The organism is Bartonella sp. AC158YNML, from assembly GCF_042196725.1.
Lineage (GTDB): Bacteria > Pseudomonadota > Alphaproteobacteria > Rhizobiales > Rhizobiaceae > Bartonella.
This window is the reverse complement of sequence record NZ_JBHIQU010000003.1, coordinates 26336-44545: the sequence shown is the minus strand read 5'-3', so window position 1 is coordinate 44545 and position 18210 is coordinate 26336. Positions and strand designations below refer to the sequence as shown.

At 36.9% G+C, this 18210-nt stretch carries 14 protein-coding genes; 2 read left to right on the top strand and 12 right to left on the bottom strand.

Annotated features, from left to right (window positions below):
* Positions 1–419 precede the first annotated feature (419 nt).
* From ACFIM1_RS02490 to ACFIM1_RS02460, 7 genes are all read right to left on the bottom strand, one after another.
* Complete coding sequence (locus tag ACFIM1_RS02490) at positions 420–1466, bottom strand: sn-glycerol-3-phosphate import ATP-binding protein UgpC (RefSeq protein ID WP_375609176.1); 1047 nt, start codon at positions 1464–1466, stop codon at positions 420–422.
* 2 nt (positions 1467–1468) lie between these two features.
* Entirely contained in the window at positions 1469–2320 is an 852-nt protein-coding gene (gene ugpE, locus ACFIM1_RS02485) for a sn-glycerol-3-phosphate ABC transporter permease UgpE (protein WP_375606762.1), read from the bottom strand.
* A gap of 10 nt (positions 2321–2330) precedes the next feature.
* On the bottom strand, positions 2331–3215 hold the full coding sequence (gene ugpA, locus ACFIM1_RS02480; protein WP_375606761.1) for a sn-glycerol-3-phosphate ABC transporter permease UgpA: 885 nt from the start codon (positions 3213–3215) through the stop codon (positions 2331–2333).
* A 95-nt stretch (positions 3216–3310) separates the two neighbouring features.
* Complete coding sequence (gene ugpB, locus ACFIM1_RS02475; protein ID WP_375606760.1) at positions 3311–4645, bottom strand: sn-glycerol-3-phosphate ABC transporter substrate-binding protein UgpB; 1335 nt, start codon at positions 4643–4645, stop codon at positions 3311–3313.
* A 972-nt stretch (positions 4646–5617) separates the two neighbouring features.
* The gene (locus tag ACFIM1_RS02470; RefSeq protein WP_375606759.1) at positions 5618–6340 is read right to left on the bottom strand and encodes a glycerophosphodiester phosphodiesterase; all 723 of its coding nucleotides are present in this window, start codon (positions 6338–6340) and stop codon (positions 5618–5620) included.
* A 170-nt stretch (positions 6341–6510) separates the two neighbouring features.
* Positions 6511–8067 (bottom strand): glutamine-hydrolyzing GMP synthase, encoded by a 1557-nt coding sequence (gene guaA, locus ACFIM1_RS02465; protein WP_375608103.1) that lies wholly within the window; start codon positions 8065–8067, stop codon positions 6511–6513.
* A gap of 132 nt (positions 8068–8199) precedes the next feature.
* Positions 8200–9486, bottom strand: coding sequence for an RsmB/NOP family class I SAM-dependent RNA methyltransferase (locus ACFIM1_RS02460; protein ID WP_375608016.1), 1287 nt, complete (start codon positions 9484–9486; stop codon positions 8200–8202).
* A 515-nt stretch (positions 9487–10001) separates the two neighbouring features.
* On the opposite strand from ACFIM1_RS02460, the gene ACFIM1_RS02455 reads away from it, so the two are divergent.
* Positions 10002–10148 carry a hypothetical protein gene (locus tag ACFIM1_RS02455; RefSeq protein ID WP_375608015.1) on the top strand — a complete coding sequence of 49 codons (147 nt, stop codon included), beginning with the start codon at positions 10002–10004 and terminating at the stop codon, positions 10146–10148.
* A gap of 176 nt (positions 10149–10324) precedes the next feature.
* Here ACFIM1_RS02455 and guaB read toward each other — a convergent pair whose 3' ends face one another.
* From guaB to ACFIM1_RS02440, 3 genes are all read right to left on the bottom strand, one after another.
* Positions 10325–11824 (bottom strand): IMP dehydrogenase, encoded by a 1500-nt coding sequence (guaB, locus tag ACFIM1_RS02450; RefSeq protein ID WP_375608014.1) that lies wholly within the window; start codon positions 11822–11824, stop codon positions 10325–10327.
* A gap of 157 nt (positions 11825–11981) precedes the next feature.
* Positions 11982–13553: a phospholipase D family protein gene (locus ACFIM1_RS02445; protein WP_375608102.1), complete on the bottom strand. Its 1572-nt coding sequence runs from the start codon at positions 13551–13553 to the stop codon at positions 11982–11984.
* Positions 13554–13943: 390 nt separating this feature from the next.
* Positions 13944–15335 (bottom strand): sigma-54-dependent transcriptional regulator, encoded by a 1392-nt coding sequence (locus ACFIM1_RS02440; RefSeq protein ID WP_375608013.1) that lies wholly within the window; start codon positions 15333–15335, stop codon positions 13944–13946.
* Positions 15336–15588: 253 nt separating this feature from the next.
* Here ACFIM1_RS02440 and ACFIM1_RS02435 point away from each other — a divergent pair, with 253 nt between their 5' ends.
* Complete coding sequence (locus ACFIM1_RS02435; protein ID WP_375608012.1) at positions 15589–15948, top strand: hypothetical protein; 360 nt, start codon at positions 15589–15591, stop codon at positions 15946–15948.
* A 278-nt stretch (positions 15949–16226) separates the two neighbouring features.
* Here the strand turns inward: ACFIM1_RS02435 and ACFIM1_RS02430 are convergent, their stop codons facing one another.
* On the bottom strand, positions 16227–17219 hold the full coding sequence (locus ACFIM1_RS02430; RefSeq protein ID WP_375608011.1) for an SIS domain-containing protein: 993 nt from the start codon (positions 17217–17219) through the stop codon (positions 16227–16229).
* Between the two features lie 39 nt (positions 17220–17258).
* A complete protein-coding gene (locus tag ACFIM1_RS02425) occupies positions 17259–18149 on the bottom strand; it encodes a UTP--glucose-1-phosphate uridylyltransferase (protein ID WP_375608010.1) in 891 nt (296 codons plus the stop codon).
* Positions 18150–18210 lie beyond the last annotated feature (61 nt).

The following is an 18210-nucleotide window of genomic DNA, read 5'->3' as shown; positions in this document are numbered from 1 at the left end:
TGGGGCGCATCCTCCCTTATCTATGACTCATTTTTTCTCTCTATTTCTCTCATTTACTTTTATAATACACATAAATTATTACATCAATAAACATATGATAATATGTTGTTTTTTATAACAAAGTTATAAATGAGTAAAAATTGGTTAATAAAGATTTATTCTATATTGATATTTTTTTATAATGAAAATGATGTTTGAAAATTATATTCTTCTTATAGACCATGAAAATGTAAAATTTCTTCATATAAATGTTTTGACATTCTCAGCGCCACGGAACAATGGATCATTACCAAAACTGTTAAAATTTTGTTTTTAATCCCATCGGTTACAACCTGAGTTTGTAAATGTAATTGAGCAAGTCAAAACACACCATTATCATGACGCAACATAAAAGAGAGTCGTATCACATCAATTAATGCTTACTTATTATTTGTGCGCTTTCCTGTGTTTTTATTAAAAGTATGAAAATTCTGATGAGCAACTGTGAAACTTAGTTTTTGACCATAGTCGTGTGTCAAGCGTTCTTTTATTTCAATCGTAAAGATGATACCATTCCAACGCGTTAAAACATGGCAACCTGTTCCAATAGGCTTGATAAGCTCAATTTTTGTGTGAAAGACAGGCCCTTTATCTGGATGTTCGCCCAATAAGATGATCTCAGGTCTGAAGGCTAAAAGATCAGTTTCTTCGCCATAAGAAAATGAATGCCCTAAATGTTGTTCTAAGACATGGCGATCAAAAAAATTCATAGGAGGAGAACCAATGAAATCAGCAACAAATGTTGTTGCTGGAGTATCGTAAATTTCCATTGGTGTTCCAATTTGCTCGATAGCTCCTTTATTCAAAACCACTATTCTATCAGCTAATGTCATAGCTTCTAGTTGATCATGGGTAACATAGAGGCTCGTTGTTCCTAATGAACGCTGTAGTGTTTTTATTTCAATACACATTTGCGCCCGTAATTTTGCATCAAGATTTGAAAGAGGTTCATCAAAGAGAAAAACACGGGGTTGACGTACAATCACACGCCCCATTGCAACACGCTGACGTTGTCCTCCTGATAATTGTCGTGGTTTACGATCAAGAAATGGTTCTATCTCCAAAAGCTTTGCAGCATGTGCGATACGTTTTTTAATTTCTTCTTTAGGAGTTTTACGATTTTTAAGACCATATTCTAAGTTTCCACGAACTGTCATATGGGGATAAAGGGCATAATTTTGAAAAACCATAGCAATATCACGATCAGCTGGTTCACGATCATTGATACGTTCGTTATCAATGCATAATTCACCTGAGGTGACTTGTTCAAGTCCTGCTATAATACGTAATAAGGTTGATTTTCCACACCCTGAAGGACCGACAAGAACAAGAAGCTCTTTATCTGCAATAGTTAAGTTTAAATCATCAATGACCAGAATGCCGTTGTCATACTGTTTTTTTATATTTGATAACTGGATTATGGCCACAATTACTTCTCCGTTTCAATAAGGCCTTTGATAAAAAGCCGCTGCATGAAGATAACAACAAGAACAGGGGGAACCATGGCAACAACCGATACTGCCATGAGTATATTCCATTGAGGATCATGTTGAAGTGATTCGACAATAAGCTGTTTTAAAATAATAAGGATCGTTTGATGATTTTGATCCGTTGTGATGATAAGAGGCCAGAGATATTGTATCCATCCATAAATGAACATAATGATAAATAAAGCAGCGATATTACTTTTACTAAGAGGAAGAAGAATATCCTTAAAAAATTTAACTGGACCTGCACCATCAACACGTGCCGCCTCTAAGAGTTCATCTGGAACAGTCAAAAAAAACTGGCGAAATAAAAATGTAGCGGTTGCAGATGCAATAAGTGGAATAATCATTCCACTATAGGTATTAACCATCCCCAATTTTGCAACAATCTCATAGGTTGGAAGAATACGAACTTCGACAGGGAGCATCAATGTAACAAAAATAAGAACAAAAGCAGTTTTTCGGAAGGGAAAGCGCATGTAAATAATTGCATAAGCAGACAAAAGTGAAATAATAATTTTTCCAATACTAATCCCAAGAGCCATAATGAATGAATTCATTAAAAGTGGCCAGAGGTTGGGCAAACCCAGCTGTGCAAGGCCATCACCAAAGATTGTTTTATAATTTTCCAGAGCATATTTCCCAGGCAAAAGAGGAAGTGTTCCTGAGGTAAATGCTGCTGAACTATGAGTTGATGCAATGATAGCAACATAAACTGGAAAGCAAATAATGATAATACCAACAATGAGCGTTATATGGGTTATAACTTTCAAAACAGGGCGATTTTCAACCATAATTTGTTTCCTAATATTGTACACGGCGCTCAATCCAGCGAAACTGGATAAACGTTAAGACAATAACCATCAACATCAATAGTGTTGATTGTGCTGCCGATGCACCGATTATTTGATTTCTAAAGCCATCATCATATACTTTATAGACGAGGATGCTCGTTGCACGCGCAGGACCTCCAGAAGTTGTATTATCAATAATACCAAAAGTATCAAACATAACATAATTGACATTGACAATAAGAAGGAAAAACGTCGTTGGTGAAATTTGTGGGAAGATCACAGTCCAAAATCGTTTAAAGGGACCAGCACCATCAATGGCGGCTGCTTCTATTTGAGAACGCGGAACAGACTGAAGACCTGTAAGAAAAAAGAGAAAATTGTAAGAAATCTGTTTCCAGCTAGCCGCAATGACAATAAGAAGCATCGCTTGAGTGCCATTAATACGATAATTCCATAAAACCCCTATTTTTTCGAGAAGAAAAGGGATAATCCCAATAGTGGGATGAAAGATAAACAACCATAATATACCGGCCAATACTGGAGCAACAGCATAGGGCCAGAGCAAAAGCATTGTATAAGCCTTTTTTGCACGGATGACACGATCAACACAGACAGCTAAGAGAAGTGATATTGTCATTGAAGCGACAGTAACTGAGATGGAAAATACTGCGGTTGTAAGAAGCGATTGCCGATAAGTAGGATCAGAAAGAACGGTTATATAATTTTCAAGACCAATAAAAGTTGTTGTAAAGCCAAAAGGATCTTCGCGTTCAAAGGATGATTTTATTGCCTGAGCAGCAGGCCAAAAGAAAAACAAAAAAGTCACAAGGAGCTGAGGAAAAAGCAACCCGTAAGAAAGGAGACTATTTTTAAAATATGCATGCTTTTCTTGCATTCGTAGGGCTCTTTAAATGTAGAGACTTTAAAAAGATAAACAAAAAGGACTCAACGATTTTTGTTAAGTCTTTAATGTTTAACAATAAAACGAAATTAATGATTGGATTTTTCAAATTCACGCAAGAGTTTATTTCCACGTTTAACGGTTTCATCTAAACCATCTTTCGGTGTTTTTGAACCACGAAGAACAGCTTCCAACTCTTGATCAAGAATAGTACGGATTTGTGGTAAATTACCAAATCTTATACCTTTCGAATTAACTGTTGGAGGATTAAGATTGATCTGTTTAATAGCTATATCAGCACCTGGCGTTTTTTCATAGAAATGTTGTTTTTTGCTTAATTCATAAGTCGCTTTTGTGGTTGGAAGATAACCTGTTTCTTGATGCCACCTTGCTTGATTTTCTGTTTTTGAAAGAAATTTAAGAAAAGCGGCTGCCCCTGCATATTCCTTTGGAGTATGTCCCTTAAACGCCCAAATAGAAGCTCCCCCAATAACTGAATTTTGCGGCGCTCCTTCTGCATCCTTATAGTATGGTAGCATACCAACCCCCACATTAAACTGAGCTTCAGAAACAATTCCAGCATATGATCCTGAAGATTGCATTAAAATTGCACAATTTTGTGCCATAAACATTGGTGTTGAATCTAATGCGCCAGCAGGACCACCATAGCGGAAAATACCTTGATCAGACCACTTTTTCAAGTCAGCCCACATACGCACTTGTAAAGGTCCATTAAATGTAAGTTCTGAATCAAATCCTTTAAAGCCATTTTCCTTCGTTCCAAAAGGAACATTATGCAACGCTGAAAAGTTTTCTATACCAATCCATTGAGCTGCATAAGTCATTGTAAAACCACACGTTGCCGCTTTAGTCTCAAGAATTTTTTTGGAAAAATCTTCTATATCTTGCCACGTTTTAGGAGGCTGTTCTGGATCAAGCCCTGCTTTTTTAAAGATATCTTTGTTATAATAAAGGATTGGTGTTGAAATATTGAATGGCATAGAAACCATACGCCCCTGTTCATCGGAGTAATAGCCACTAATAGCAGGAAAATAATCTGTAGGATCGAACTCTTGTTTTGTATCAGCCATAAGTTGATAAAATGGATAGATTGCGCCTTTTGCTGCCATCATAGTTCCAGTACCAACGTCATAAATTTGAGCGAGCACCGGCTGTTTCTTTCCACGAAATGCTGCAATGAGTGAAATCAAACCCTCTTCATACTCACCGCGATATGAAGGAATAACTTTATATTCAGATTGACTCGCATTAAAATCGTTAATGAGACTTTCAGTTTCCTTTCCTAGTTCACCACTCATAGAATGCCAAAAGCTAATTTTTGTCTGCGCGAAACCTTCTGTTATTCCCGCTGTTGTTATTATGATAGCAACCGTGGCTACTATGGAAAGATAAAAACGACTCATGATTCACCCTTTCTGAAGTGATGGAATACAAACTACCCCTAAATTTATAGTATCACACATGAACATGCCATGCCGATTTTATTATAAAAATATGCTGGCTCATTTAAACAGGAACCACCAAAAGGTCAAATGAATTTGTTTAGATTTATTCGTTTTCTTTTATAAGCTTTCTTATGTATTCATGAGTCATTCGATTGTAAATATTAAAAAAAATGAGAAGGTTTAAATAAACAAGGAAATAGGTAAAAAGATATAGATCGTAAATGTTATTCAATGACTATTGTAATATTTGAACTTACTTTTTAAAAAAAGAGTTGTTTATTATTTTGTTATTTGTCTTATAACTTTCGATTTATGCCTTAAAACGGTGTTGATACTACATTGAACAAAGAGATAAATAGACTTTTTCTTAAAATGAAGAAAATTATTTTAAAGTATTTAATGGCCTCCTTCCCTGATAATGGGGTCATGCCCTTCATGCAAAACAAAACGGCTTTGTCTTACAAAATTTTCATGCTGTTAAAAAATCTTTCAATACATCTATATCTCATGATAGCTTCTATAAAATGGAATATTAAAGTCCCTCCACTAAAGTGTATAAAACTTTTTGCACGCCATCATTCTTATGCTTCAAAAAGTGAAAAACAGCACCACTCTATGAACCCTCATGCTTCAACAAGTCTTGCATTTGAGAATGTTTAAATGAAAATTTTTATTCTTTTCTCACGAGATATTTATCCACACACCAAGCCTACTTGTAATGTGCAAGTGAATGATTTTGATTGATCCATTGTAAAAAGATTTGAAATGAAAAAACCTTATATGTTAAGAATTCTCATTCAACATGAAAAACTATTAATTATCATTATAAATTAATGTGTTATTGTTACGTGTAAAAAAATATTTCTTGTTTTCTTCCATTAAGCTCGCTTTATGAAGGTACAAGGATTTCTTTTATAAGGTATATATTTTTTACCTTTGTGCTCGCAATGTCAATGCAAGATCAGGTTGATCTGTCGTAATATAATGTACAGGCATATCAAGCCAATGTGATAACCGAGCTTTTCCATTAATTGTCCATACCCCTACAATAAAATCAGCCTCAAGAGCTGATTCAATAAAATCCTGTGTAACAATAGAGCCATTTAAACTTAGATCAGTATACCCCAATTGTTTCCATTCAGAAAAATGACGGTGCATATCACCTTCAAAATTATCAACACATGGACCAGATGGTATTCCTGCCTCAATAAAAGGACGAAGAACTAAAGGATCAAAACTAATTGCAGAAACCCGTTCTGTTAAATTGCGGCTTTTTATGAGCGCAAGCGCTTTTTGAGATAATATTGTTTCACGCTCCACTTCACCACATGTTTTGATTTCAATATGTAACGCAACATTCGTTGGTGCTAGAAGATCAAGCACCTCTTCTAATAAAGGAGGTGCTTCTCGGCTACCTTTCACGCAGAGTTGTTTGCGTGTTTCATTATCAATGTCGTGAATATATCCCTTTTTGCCAACCAATTGGTCTAGATGAAAATCGTGAAAGACAACCACCTCACCGCTTTTTAGCAAATGAACGTCGCATTCAACTTCATCAACACCTAACGCTATAGCATTATTAAATGCCGAAAGGGTATTTTCAGGATAAAGATGAGCTCCTCCACGGTGTGCAACAATTTTTTTCTCAGACATGCAAAATTTCATACTTCTCACTTTTCAATATATTGACGTACAGATTTTCAGATAAAGACTTATATCAACATGAAAATGCACAATAATTTTTAAATATTTTTTCTACATTTTTCTGAATATCAAACCCTCAGTCATATTTTATTCTGAAAAAGGCTTATCCTTCATTTCAATTATTCCCATTCAATGGTACCAGGAGGCTTTGAGGTTACATCATACACAACACGATTAATTCCTCTAACTTCATTAATAATACGTGCTGCTGTCTTACTTAAAAATGCCATATCATAGGGATAAAAATCAGCGGTCATTCCATCTACAGATGTGACAGCGCGAAGAGCACAAACAAATTCATAAGTGCGATCATCCCCCATAACACCAACAGTTTGAACTGGAAGAAGAACAGCAAAAGCTTGCCAAATTTCATCATAAAGTCCGGCCTTACGGATTTCCTCAAGATAAATAGCATCTGCTTCGCGTAAAATTTCTAATTTTTCACGTGTTACAGCACCTGGACACCGAATTGCAAGGCCGGGACCTGGAAAAGGATGGCGACCAATAAACTGCTCCGGTAGCCCTAACTCTCGCCCTAGCGAGCGAACTTCATCCTTAAAGAGCTCACGCAACGGTTCTACAAGTTTCATCTTCATCTGTTCTGGTAGTCCACCCACATTATGATGGCTTTTAATGGTTACCGTTTCACCAATAGCAGACACACTCTCAATGACATCTGGATAAAGTGTTCCTTGTGCTAAAAACTCTGCACCTCCTATTTTTTTCGTTTCTTCTTCAAAAACTTCAATAAAAAGGCGACCAATTGTTTTGCGTTTTTTTTCTGGATCTGTCTCACCTTTTAAAGCATTAAGAAACACATCAGCAGCATTAACGTGAATAAGCTCTATATTATAGTGATCACGAAAGAGCGTGAGAACTTCTTCAGCTTCATTCTTGCGCATCAGCCCATGGTCTACCAAAATACATGTCAGTTGATCTCCTATGGCTTCATGAAGGAGTACCGCTACAACAGATGAATCCACTCCCCCTGAAAGACCACAAATCACACGACTTTTCCCAACTGTTTGTCGTATTGTCGCAATTGCCTGCTCACGATAAGAAGCCATTGACCAATTACCTTTAATAGCAGAGATCTTATGAACAAAATTTTGCAAAAGTTTTGTACCATCTGGTGTATGGATAACTTCAGGATGAAACTGTACCGCATAAAAATGCCTTTTCTCATCAGCAATAGCCGCATAGGGAGCACCTTTTGAGGTTCCTATGACACGAAAACCTTCTGGTAAAGCTGCCACACGGTCACCATGGCTCATCCATACTTGATAACGAGAACCTTTTTCCCACACTCCACCAAAAAGGGCACTCTCTTCTTGAACTTCCAAAAAAGCGCGCCCAAATTCACGCTCATGTCCAGCTTCAACCTTTCCTCCAAGCTGAATACACATGACTTGTTCACCATAGCAAATACCCAGAATCGGAACACCCGCCTCAAAAATTTCCATTGGAGCACGCGGAGAGCCCTCATCAATAACGGAATAAGGACTCCCTGATAAAATAATAGCTTTAGGATTTATGCGGCGCACAGCTTCTAAAGCCAATTGAAAAGGAGTAATTTCACAATACACTCCCATTGCTCGTACCCTTCGTGCAATAAGTTGTGTAACTTGTGAACCAAAGTCAATAATAAGAACAGTGTCTGGATGTGATATGCTCATAGAAAACCAATCAACAATTGTAAAAGAAAACTCATGAGAGTTATGATTCAATCTTTCTCTTTTCACAAGCCTGTTTTCTTAAGAAAAAGATTATTCTCGTAAAGTTTATGATAAAAAGTGTAAAAATATGGATCAATGTTTTTTTTGCAACACAGATAAAAAGAACCCATCTGTTTGTGTTGTGGCCGGCGACAAAGTAAGTCCATAATTTGAAAAAACTGGTTGCACAGGAGAAAAACTAAAATGTTTCTGCCAAAGCGCTGGCATATCTATTGGAGAAAAATGAGAATGTTGTTGAAGGAAATGGGAAATTTGTTCCTCATTTTCATCTGTAAAAAGAGAACAGGTAATATAGATTAGGCGCCCATTTGGCTTAAGATAAGCTATCGCTTCATTCAAAATATCCCTCTGTTCTGTTTGGCGTTGTTTCACCTGTTCTAATGTTAAACGCCATTTCGCATCTGGACGACGACGCCATGTTCCTGTCCCACTACATGGTGCATCTAGTAGAACTCTATCCATCTGGCCTATTAATGGCTTCAATTCTTCTTTTTGTGCTCGTACTTGGACATTACGAACACCAGCGCGTCGAAGACGATCAAAAATAGGAGCTAGGCGTGCTTTATCAGAATCATAAGCATAAATTTGCCCACGATTGTTCATATCAGAAGCTAAAGCTAATGTCTTTCCACCAGCACCTGCACAATAATCTAATACCTGTATGCTCTCTTGCGCTTCTACAAGATGAGCAACAATTTGAGATCCTAAATCCTGTATTTCAAAGTATCCTTTTTGAAAAGCTGGTTCCACTTGAACATTGGGATGACGATTAAACTTTTCAATCGGTGCAATTCTTAAAGCTTGCCCAAACCATGGAAAAGATTTAAGTTTGGTTTTTGCTAATTCTTTCAGCACCTTTTCTGGTGTTGCCTTTAGGTTATTTACCCGTAGGTCTAAAGAAGGACGCGTTGCTAACGCAGCCGCTTCAGTGATCCAATTATCACCAAATAAAGGACGCAGATGCGCTTGACACCATTGCGGAATATCACCACGAATATAGTCTGGAGCATCCACTAATTGCTGACTTTGCCACGATTTACGCTGTTTAGCCCCTAATAACTGCGGTGCAAACCGATCTTCTGCCAACTCACCGTCAATTTGCTCCAGCGTCATTTTTCCAGAATCTAATAAGGCACCAAAAACGATATCTCGGATATCATCACTCTCCATACGCCATTGTAAAGAATAACGTCGTCTTAAAACATCATAAACGATTGTACCAATGGCTGCACGATCACCTGCTCCAGCAAAGCGATGAGAAAGACCCCAATCCTTTAAAGCTTCTCCTACTGGGCGATGCTTCATTTCTATCTCTTTGAGAATATCTATTGCTGCTTGCAAACGCCCACCTAATCGCATTCATTTCTCCCATTAAAATAATAAAATTTTAAATCATCTAAAAAAATAATATTATCTTCTTCTTGCCAATGAAACCTTCTCAAAGCCATAAAAATTTACATTCAATATTAAAATTATCTGATCAAACTTTTTATAAAACCCAATTTAGAGTATCTATATTTGTTCTTTCATCTTCTACCCATTCGCTTTATTATCTCCTTCTACCTCTTATACTAAAAGATACGTAGCCATCCATAAAGAACTTATTTCCGCCATGTATTATGCAAAAAACAACCTCTCTATCATTGTGTAAAATAAAATTTACGAAGATTATCTGAATAACAGAAAAAGCAAATATCTCCCATCTTTTGATGGCTATCCTTCTGAAAAAATAGAAAAAATATTTTCATAAAATTAAACAAGTTCATCTGACGCTCATCAAAAAATTAACTTTTTAGAAAATGCTTGGAACCACTATTTGGCATGACCGTTTTTACTCTACTGGCAACTGCCAGGAAATTTAAAAGGAGAAAATAATGACTTATAATAATGGAAAAACAACTTCATCTAAAAGTCGTCAGAACACAATGCCCTCAAACAATGGAAAGAAATCCGTTCAAAGTGATCAGACGAACACTCGCCAACGTGCGTCAAAGACAGGGCGGAAGACAACAAAAAGTTAATTCTAATTTTATATAACTTATTTCACATAGTCTAGAAGAAAGAATTAGAGTTTTAGTCTCTAATTCTTTCCTTTTAGGATTTTATTCCAAATCACAAACAGAAAGAAGAACAGCCTCTCTTTTTTATTCTCGGAAGATTTTATATTTATGCAATATGATGCTAGACTCTTATTTCTTCAAACAGGCCCACGATAGTTTGGACTCTCCCGAGTGATAGAAACATCATGCGTATGACTTTCATGGAGTCCCGCATTTGTAATACGAACAAACTTTGCTTTTTCACGAAACTCTACGAGATCTTTTGCACCCACATAGCCCATCGAAGCACGTAGTCCACCAGCAAGCTGGTGTAGAACTGATGCTATAGGACCTTTATAGGCCACTTGCCCCTCCACACCTTCAGGAACCAACTTAAGTTCATCATGAACGTCATCTTGAAAATAGCGATCTGCCGATCCTCGTGCCATAGCACCAACAGATCCCATACCGCGATAGGCTTTAAAAGATCGACCTTGATAAAGATAAACTTCACCAGGACTTTCTTCTGTACCCGCCAAAAGAGAACCAATCATCGCTGCACAAGCCCCACCCGCTAAAGCTTTAGCAAAATCACCCGATGCTTTGATCCCACCATCTGCAATTATGGGAATGCCTGCTTTTTCAGCAACTTCTGCAGCATTCATAATGGCTGCAAGTTGAGGTACACCAACACCAGCAACAATACGCGTTGTGCAAATAGAGCCAGGACCAATACCAACTTTTACCGCATCTGCACCACTGTCAATCAATGCCTGCGTTGCTTGAGCAGTTGCGACATTCCCAGCAATAATAGCTGGAGAGGAAGCCATCTTTTTAATTCGTTCAACAGTTTCTAGTACACGTTGAGAATGTCCATGCGCTGTATCAATGACCAAAACATCAACACCTGCGTCAATGAGACGTTCAGCACGCTCAATCCCATTATTTCCAACACTACTAGCCGCTGCAGCACGCAAGCGCCCTTGAGAATCTTTAGCAGCATTTGGATTTAATTTTGCTTTTTCAATATCCTTAACTGTTATCAGTCCGACACAACGATTCTGTTCATCCACAACTAATAATTTTTCAATACGATGATGATGTAAAAGATACTTCGCTTCATTGAGTTGAACATTTTCACGCACTGTGATTAAATTTTCATGCGTCATTAATTCATAAATTTTTTGTTTGGGATCCGATGCAAAACGTACATCTCTATTGGTTAAAATGCCAACAAGTCGCCCCGCTGTCTCACCTTTAACACTATTTTCAACAACCGGAATACCGGAAATACCATGAGAGCGCATTAAAGCTTTTGCTTCTTCAAGTGTTGCATCTGGTCCAATTGTAACTGGATTAACAACCATACCAGATTCAAACTTTTTTACTTGGCGGACTTCTTCTGCCTGCTCTGCAGGAGACATATTACGATGAATAACCCCAAGACCACCAGCTTGAGCCATAGCAATTGCCAAACGCGATTCCGTTACCGTATCCATTGCAGCGGAAAGCAATGGCAAATTGAGCTTAATATCAGCTGCAATGCGCGTACTGAGGTCCACTTGACTAGGCATAACAAGAGAATGACCGGGTTGTAAAAGTACATCATCAAAAGTCAGTGCTAATGCACCTGTCCCCGTTTCAACAATCTTTGCCATAGCAAAATTCCTTTTATAATAAAAATTATAATAAAACACCGCAAGGAGCTTTAAAATACAACTGCGGTTCTCATACATGGTAGATTGGCAAAAAATTATGCCATGCTACAAACAAAATGAAAAGAAAAATAAATATCTTTTCATGGTTTATAAAAATTTACAATTGTGATTCGATGGGTAGCCAACTTATTATTTTTGCAAATGCGCGACGCCAGAAATTGCTTTCTGGTTCATAATCAATGCTATACTGTTTTTTATTTTCAATAAAATCCCAATAAATACGATTATTATCACCAAGACGAAGATGATAACTCATTTCCCTCGTCGTTTCTTCAGAAAATAACAAATCTAACCTCGCTGTAATGGGCGCACATTCAAAAAGAATGCCCATTTCTGTATTTAACGCCGCTGATCTAGGATCAAAGTTTAAAGATCCAATAAAAGCTGTTTTATGATCAACTAAAAAAGCTTTGGCATGTAAACTTGCCTTACTGGATCGAAACAATCGTAATCCATGGGAAGTGCCTTCCGCTTTTAATTCATAAAGCTTAACACCACTTTTCAACAGTGCCTTACGATACGGGACATAACCACCATGCACTAATGCTACATCAGTCGCTGCTAAGGAATTTGTCAGAATTTTGACATCAACACCTTTTGAAACCAAATTACTAAAATTCTGCGTACCGACTTTGCCAGGAACAAAATAAGGTGACGTAATCTGAACCGTTTTTTGAGCATTTCCAATAACCTTTGAGAGTGCCTTCATAAGCCAATTACTTGCTTTTTTACGCAATGCTTTTTCTGGAGGATCAGAAAGAACAACAACTTTATCTGCTAAAAATAACCGCTTTCCTGTTTGGATAAAACAACTAAAGTTAATGTGTTCTTTGACATAATCTAAATAAACCTTTGCAACCTTGGAATCCCGAAATTTTCGTAATTTATCTCTCCAATAGCTAAGATCACTTGCGCTTTTAGGAACAACCAAAGTATGAATTGGTAAAACAACAGCACTATTCCAAAAATCATCAAAGATACTTTCCACCTTTTTAACAGAGGGACCAATTAACATCAAATCTAAATCTCGAAAATGAGATTCTTTACCAGCATCAAAATAAGAATCTGCAAGATTACGCCCTCCGACAAAAGCAACCCTACCATCAACGATAAAAGCTTTATTATGCATTCTACGTGTTACAGTAATTGCCCGTAATATAATTTCTAAACCACGCCGTAAACCACCTTTACGCGATCGCCCTGGATTAAACATTCTCACCTCAATATGAGGATGTTTATCTAGCGCAATATAAGCTGGATCACGTGCCTGAGCATTAATATCATCCAAAAGAAGCCGTACCCGAACACCCCGATCAGCGGCCTCAACTATTTCACTTAATAATAGGCGCCCCGTTAAATCATCGTCCCAAATATAATACATCAGATCAAGGCTACGCCCAGCTTCTGCAGCCCCTATTGCACGAACACAAAACGCATCCAAATTGCTGATGATGAGGGAAAGGGCATCTTTATCAACCCCCAATCCATTTTCTTCCTCACCTAATTGACTGACGATACGATCAAGCTTGGTTTCACCTCTCTTAATAGGCAACGCATACGAACATTGTCCCTTAGCACTTTTCACAAAACGCCCATATGTATAGATTGCCAACATAGACGCAACAAAAAAAAAGAGAATAAAACCAATAACAATCTGTAAAAGAGTCAAAGAGGATAAACTTTCTATTTTCAAGCTAGCGCATTACCAATGATACAAACAACAATCCTAATACTAATCATTTTATCTTAATCGTGTAGCAGATAAAATGCCACTTTTTGCTTAAGAGAGTATAAATTTAATATTCATGATGTAAAAATTTTAGCTTTAATCTCTCAACACTTAAAAAATGCCTCTCAGCTTTAATAAATGCAAACTTAACTAAAATTGTATAAATTGAAACAAAAGATAAAATGTCAAATAAAATTTATACTTGCTTTAAATCTATAAAACCATCCTCACTACATAAACTTTACAATAAATGATCATTTTCTTAAGTCTCCCTACGGACTTTATCAAAAGCCACTTCATCTTTTTTGAAAATCATGTTTATTATGAATTTCACTTCCGTTCTTGATTTCTTATTGCTCTCAATTCTTCCATTTTTCTATAAAGTGTAGAGCGACCAATATGAAGGCGGCGCGCTATTTCGCTCATATGTCCTTTATAGTGTTTAACCGCTTTCTCGATAATATCATGTTCCATTTCTGCAAAAGTACGCACATGGCCATCAGTATTCAAAAATTGGATCGATTCTTGTTCATTATCTTCATCTTCTTGTATATTACCTTCAATGATATTGGGAACATTCATTAACGAATTTCCCATTAATTGAGGAAAATCTCGAACCGTTAATAAAGGTCCTTCACTGAGTAAAATCGCACGAAATAAAAATTTTTCAAGTTCATTTCTATTACCAGGCCAATCATACTGCATAAGCAAGGAAAGAGCCGATCCTGCTAAACCATGAACATGTGATCGCCCTGTTTCTACGATAATACGATCAATCAAATGTTGTGTGATCTCTGGAAAATCATCCCTTAATTCTCGTAAAGCAGGAACGCTAATAGACAAATGAGAAAATTGTTCAAACAAACTATGCAAAAGAAAATTCTCTTTAACCAAGTCCTTTAAACGCGATGTTGAAATAGCAATGATCCGAAAAGGAAAAAGTTCTCCTTTTGTATTCTTTTCCCTTTCTTTAAGATAATGCGCAAACCGTTTTTGCTGTATGGGCTCAAGTCTATCAATATCACAAAGGCAAAGTGTCCCTTTTTCAAGCGAAGAAACCAACGGTAGGAATTCTTTAAACCATTGCTGATTTTCTTCCTCTGGATCAACAATGGCGGAACATTGAAAGCGAATAAAAACGCCTTCTGAGAATAAACCCTCATGATGAATAATCCGAGCTAATGTCTCACGTCCTGTTCCAACTTCACCCTCTATCAAAAGATTTTGCAAAGAATTCGCTGCTTTTCTCGATTGTTCTAAAACTATCTGCATAGCTTTACTTTTCATACAAAGGTCAGAAAATCGTAAATGATTCTCTTTTTTTCGTTGAATATCTCGAACCTCATGCTTCAAGGCAGAAATAAGAGCAAGAATATCCAACGTAACTCTTACGCGTAATAATGTTACTGGATGAATCCAATAATCAATCGCTCCAGCTGCTAGAGCTCTCTGGAGTAAATCCTGATTTTCTTGCTGTGCTATAACAATAATAGGAATAGAAACACCAGCAACTCTAATCATTTTAATCAAATCGCTCACACTCAAATCACTCATAACGACATCAAGGAGTGCAAGCACAATGTTTTTACGCCTGTGTAAAAGATCAATCGTACGGAGACCATTTTCTGCTTCAATGACACGGTAGCCAAAACCTCGGAGCATAGCAGAAAGCTCTATACGTCTTCCATAATCTTCACTCGCAACAAGAATGGGACCAACCATAATGTCAATAATCTCCTTTGAGACCACTCAGCAGCTTAATGTAAAAATTATTGTAAACCATAAGAAATATTTCACCTTTTGTGTTTCACTTACGAACTTCATTAAGCTGTTAATTAAATACAACATTAAGGCATTTTTTTCTATTTTTTTGCTTTTTCATTGATTTTCATCAAATTTTTCATATTGACTCATGGGATAATTTAATAATGTTATAGAAACTAGAGAGCAAAATAATCTAAATAGAGTGCAATAAATGAAACATACCTATCATATTTTATGTCTTACAATCACCACTTTCCTATTAAGTGCTTGTAGCTTTTCGCAGTATTATAACCCAAATATGCCAACAGGAATTGATGGAAAATGGGTTGACGAGAATGGTATTATTTCTTCTTTTCATAATGGTGTTTTTGAAACACATGCAGCAGATACAGAAGAAAAGCTATCAGAAGGAGCATATAATTATCTCAATGCTCAAAATATAGAAATTGAAATACGCTCTATTCTTCGTGGAACAATCTCTAGAGTCAATTGTACAATGTCATATGACTCCACACAACTTCTCTGCACCTCACATACAGGAGCACAATTTTTTCTTAAACGAAAATCTTAGACAAAATATAAAGTAAAGCTTTTCTTATAAGATAGACAAAATACATACATTAAGCAGGAGGTGTTCCTTTCTCCTCCTGACAGGAAATTTTCTCTCAAATACGTAAAGAAACTGATACAATCTCTATCCGTAGAATTTTCTAAACATTATGAAATGCGTAAAACACTCATTTTCTTCCACAAAACATCAGCAAAACCGTATCACAATAAAACTGTGACTTTGTATCATTCAATCTATTTTAAGCTAAAATAACATTTTATTTGGTAGGGAACTTTAATCTAAGCAGCACCAATACGCAAAAGATCATGAAAATGGACAATTCCTATCGGTTTTTTATCTTCAACCACGAAAAATGCACCAATCTGATGATCATTAATAAAAGCTGTTGCTGCACCAACAAGTGTATTTGGCTTTACAACTTTAGGAGCTTTGGTCATCACCTCGTCAACATTAAATTTTGATAAATTAAAATGAATGTTACGTGCAAGATCGCCATCAGTTACAATTCCGATTAGTTCACCTTCTTGATTCACAACACCAACACAACCAAAATGTTTTTCCACCAAAACATTCATCGCTTCAGTCATAGCTGTTCCCTGCATAACCAGAGGAATACTATCACCCTCATGCATAATATCACACACGTATTTAAGGCTTGCACCAAGAGAACCACCAGGATGATATATTTTGAAATCCGTTGCGGTAAAACCACGCATTTCTAAAAGAGAAACCGCTAATGCATCTCCCATTGCCAATTGCATAATTGTTGAAGTTGTAGGGGCTAAACCATGGGGGCAAGCCTCTTCTATCTTTGGTAATAATAGCACAATATCAGCTTGTCGTCCTAACACAGAATGCTCATTTGATGTCATTGCAATAAGAGGGATACGAAAACGTGCAGCATAGCTCATAATACCACTTAACTCTTGAGTTTCACCAGACCATGATAAAGCAAGAATAACATCATCAGATCCAATCATACCAAGATCACCATGATTGGCTTCTGCAGCGTGCACAAAAAAGGCAGGTGTTCCAGTTGAGGCTAAGGTTGCTGCAATTTTTGTGCCTATATGACCACTTTTTCCAAGACCAGTAATGACCACATGTCCACGCGCATTTCTAATAGTTTGAACAACCGCTTCAAAAGAAGAAGAAAGACTTTCCAGAAGAGCTTTTTCAAGAGCTTCAAGCCCCTGCTTTTCACTCGCAAGTGTTTTAAGCGCTGATGCTACTGCACCTTGCAAAGCCATATGAGGAGACGGTATTGTCATAATCAAATTCGATCAATAAAATTAAGTGAGAGATCTATATCACTTTTCAACATTAATGGTTTCTAGTAAATTTTTCAATGAAGCAGAAACGTGGCTGTGCATATCAGCGCGTGCTAAAGAAAATGCAACGTTGGCTTCAATAAAACCAGCTTTAGAACCGCAATCAAAAGTGCGCCCTTTTACTTGCAACCCCCAAAAATCTTGCTCATTTGAAAGCCGTATCATAGCATCTGTTAATTGAATTTCATTTCCTGCTCCTCGTTCTTGAGTGGAAAGAATATTAAAAATTTCTGGCTGCAAAATATAACGTCCATTGATGTACAAATTTGATGGTGCCGTTCCTTGTGCTGGTTTCTCTACCATTTTTGTGATTTCAAAACCATTTGCAATCTGTTTGCCTTTCCCAACAATACCATATTTATGTGTTTCTCTAGGATCGCATTCCTGAACGGCTATAATATTTCCCCCACCTGTTTTTTCATAAAGGCTCATCATTTCAGAAAGACAGCCCTTTTTCGCCTGTATCAACATATCGGGTAATAATAAAGCAAAAGGTTCCCCTGCAACTAATTCACGCGCACACCAAAGAGCATGCCCTAATCCCAAAGGTTGCTGTTGCCGAGTGAAAGAAGTTGACCCTGGTAATGGCTGTAAACGGTATAAGTTTGCAAGATCTTCTTTCTTTCCACATTCAGCAAGTGTCGTGTATAATTCAACTTGCGCATCAAAATAATCCTCAATGACTGCTTTGTTGCGTCCAGTCACAAAAATAAAATGCTCAATACCAGCTTCCCTCGCCTCATCCACAACATATTGAATAACAGGTTTATCAACAACTGTTAGCATTTCTTTAGGAATCGTTTTTGTCGCAGGAAGGAAACGCGTACCAAGACCTGCTACTGGGAATACTGCTTTCCGGATTTTACGCACACTCACCCTCCTCAATGAATTCATATAACTTTTTTGTTTTATTTATCATATGTTTTTACGA

What these genes read in the sequence shown, in the direction of transcription:
- ugpE (WP_375606762.1), bottom strand. Translation starts at nt 2,320, where the DNA reads ATGGTTGAAAATCGCCCTGTTTTGAAAGTTATAACCCATATAACGCTC.
- ugpA (WP_375606761.1), bottom strand. Translation starts at nt 3,215, where the DNA reads ATGCAAGAAAAGCATGCATATTTTAAAAATAGTCTCCTTTCTTACGGG.
- ugpB (WP_375606760.1), bottom strand. Translation starts at nt 4,645, where the DNA reads ATGAGTCGTTTTTATCTTTCCATAGTAGCCACGGTTGCTATCATAATA.
- ACFIM1_RS02470 (WP_375606759.1), bottom strand. Translation starts at nt 6,340, where the DNA reads ATGTCTGAGAAAAAAATTGTTGCACACCGTGGAGGAGCTCATCTTTAT.
- guaA (WP_375608103.1), bottom strand. Translation starts at nt 8,067, where the DNA reads ATGAGCATATCACATCCAGACACTGTTCTTATTATTGACTTTGGTTCA.
- ACFIM1_RS02460 (WP_375608016.1), bottom strand. Translation starts at nt 9,486, where the DNA reads ATGCGATTAGGTGGGCGTTTGCAAGCAGCAATAGATATTCTCAAAGAG.
- ACFIM1_RS02455 (WP_375608015.1), top strand. Translation starts at nt 10,002, where the DNA reads ATGACTTATAATAATGGAAAAACAACTTCATCTAAAAGTCGTCAGAAC.
- guaB (WP_375608014.1), bottom strand. Translation starts at nt 11,824, where the DNA reads ATGGCAAAGATTGTTGAAACGGGGACAGGTGCATTAGCACTGACTTTT.
- ACFIM1_RS02440 (WP_375608013.1), bottom strand. Translation starts at nt 15,335, where the DNA reads ATGGTTGGTCCCATTCTTGTTGCGAGTGAAGATTATGGAAGACGTATA.
- ACFIM1_RS02435 (WP_375608012.1), top strand. Translation starts at nt 15,589, where the DNA reads ATGAAACATACCTATCATATTTTATGTCTTACAATCACCACTTTCCTA.
- ACFIM1_RS02430 (WP_375608011.1), bottom strand. Translation starts at nt 17,219, where the DNA reads ATGACAATACCGTCTCCTCATATGGCTTTGCAAGGTGCAGTAGCATCA.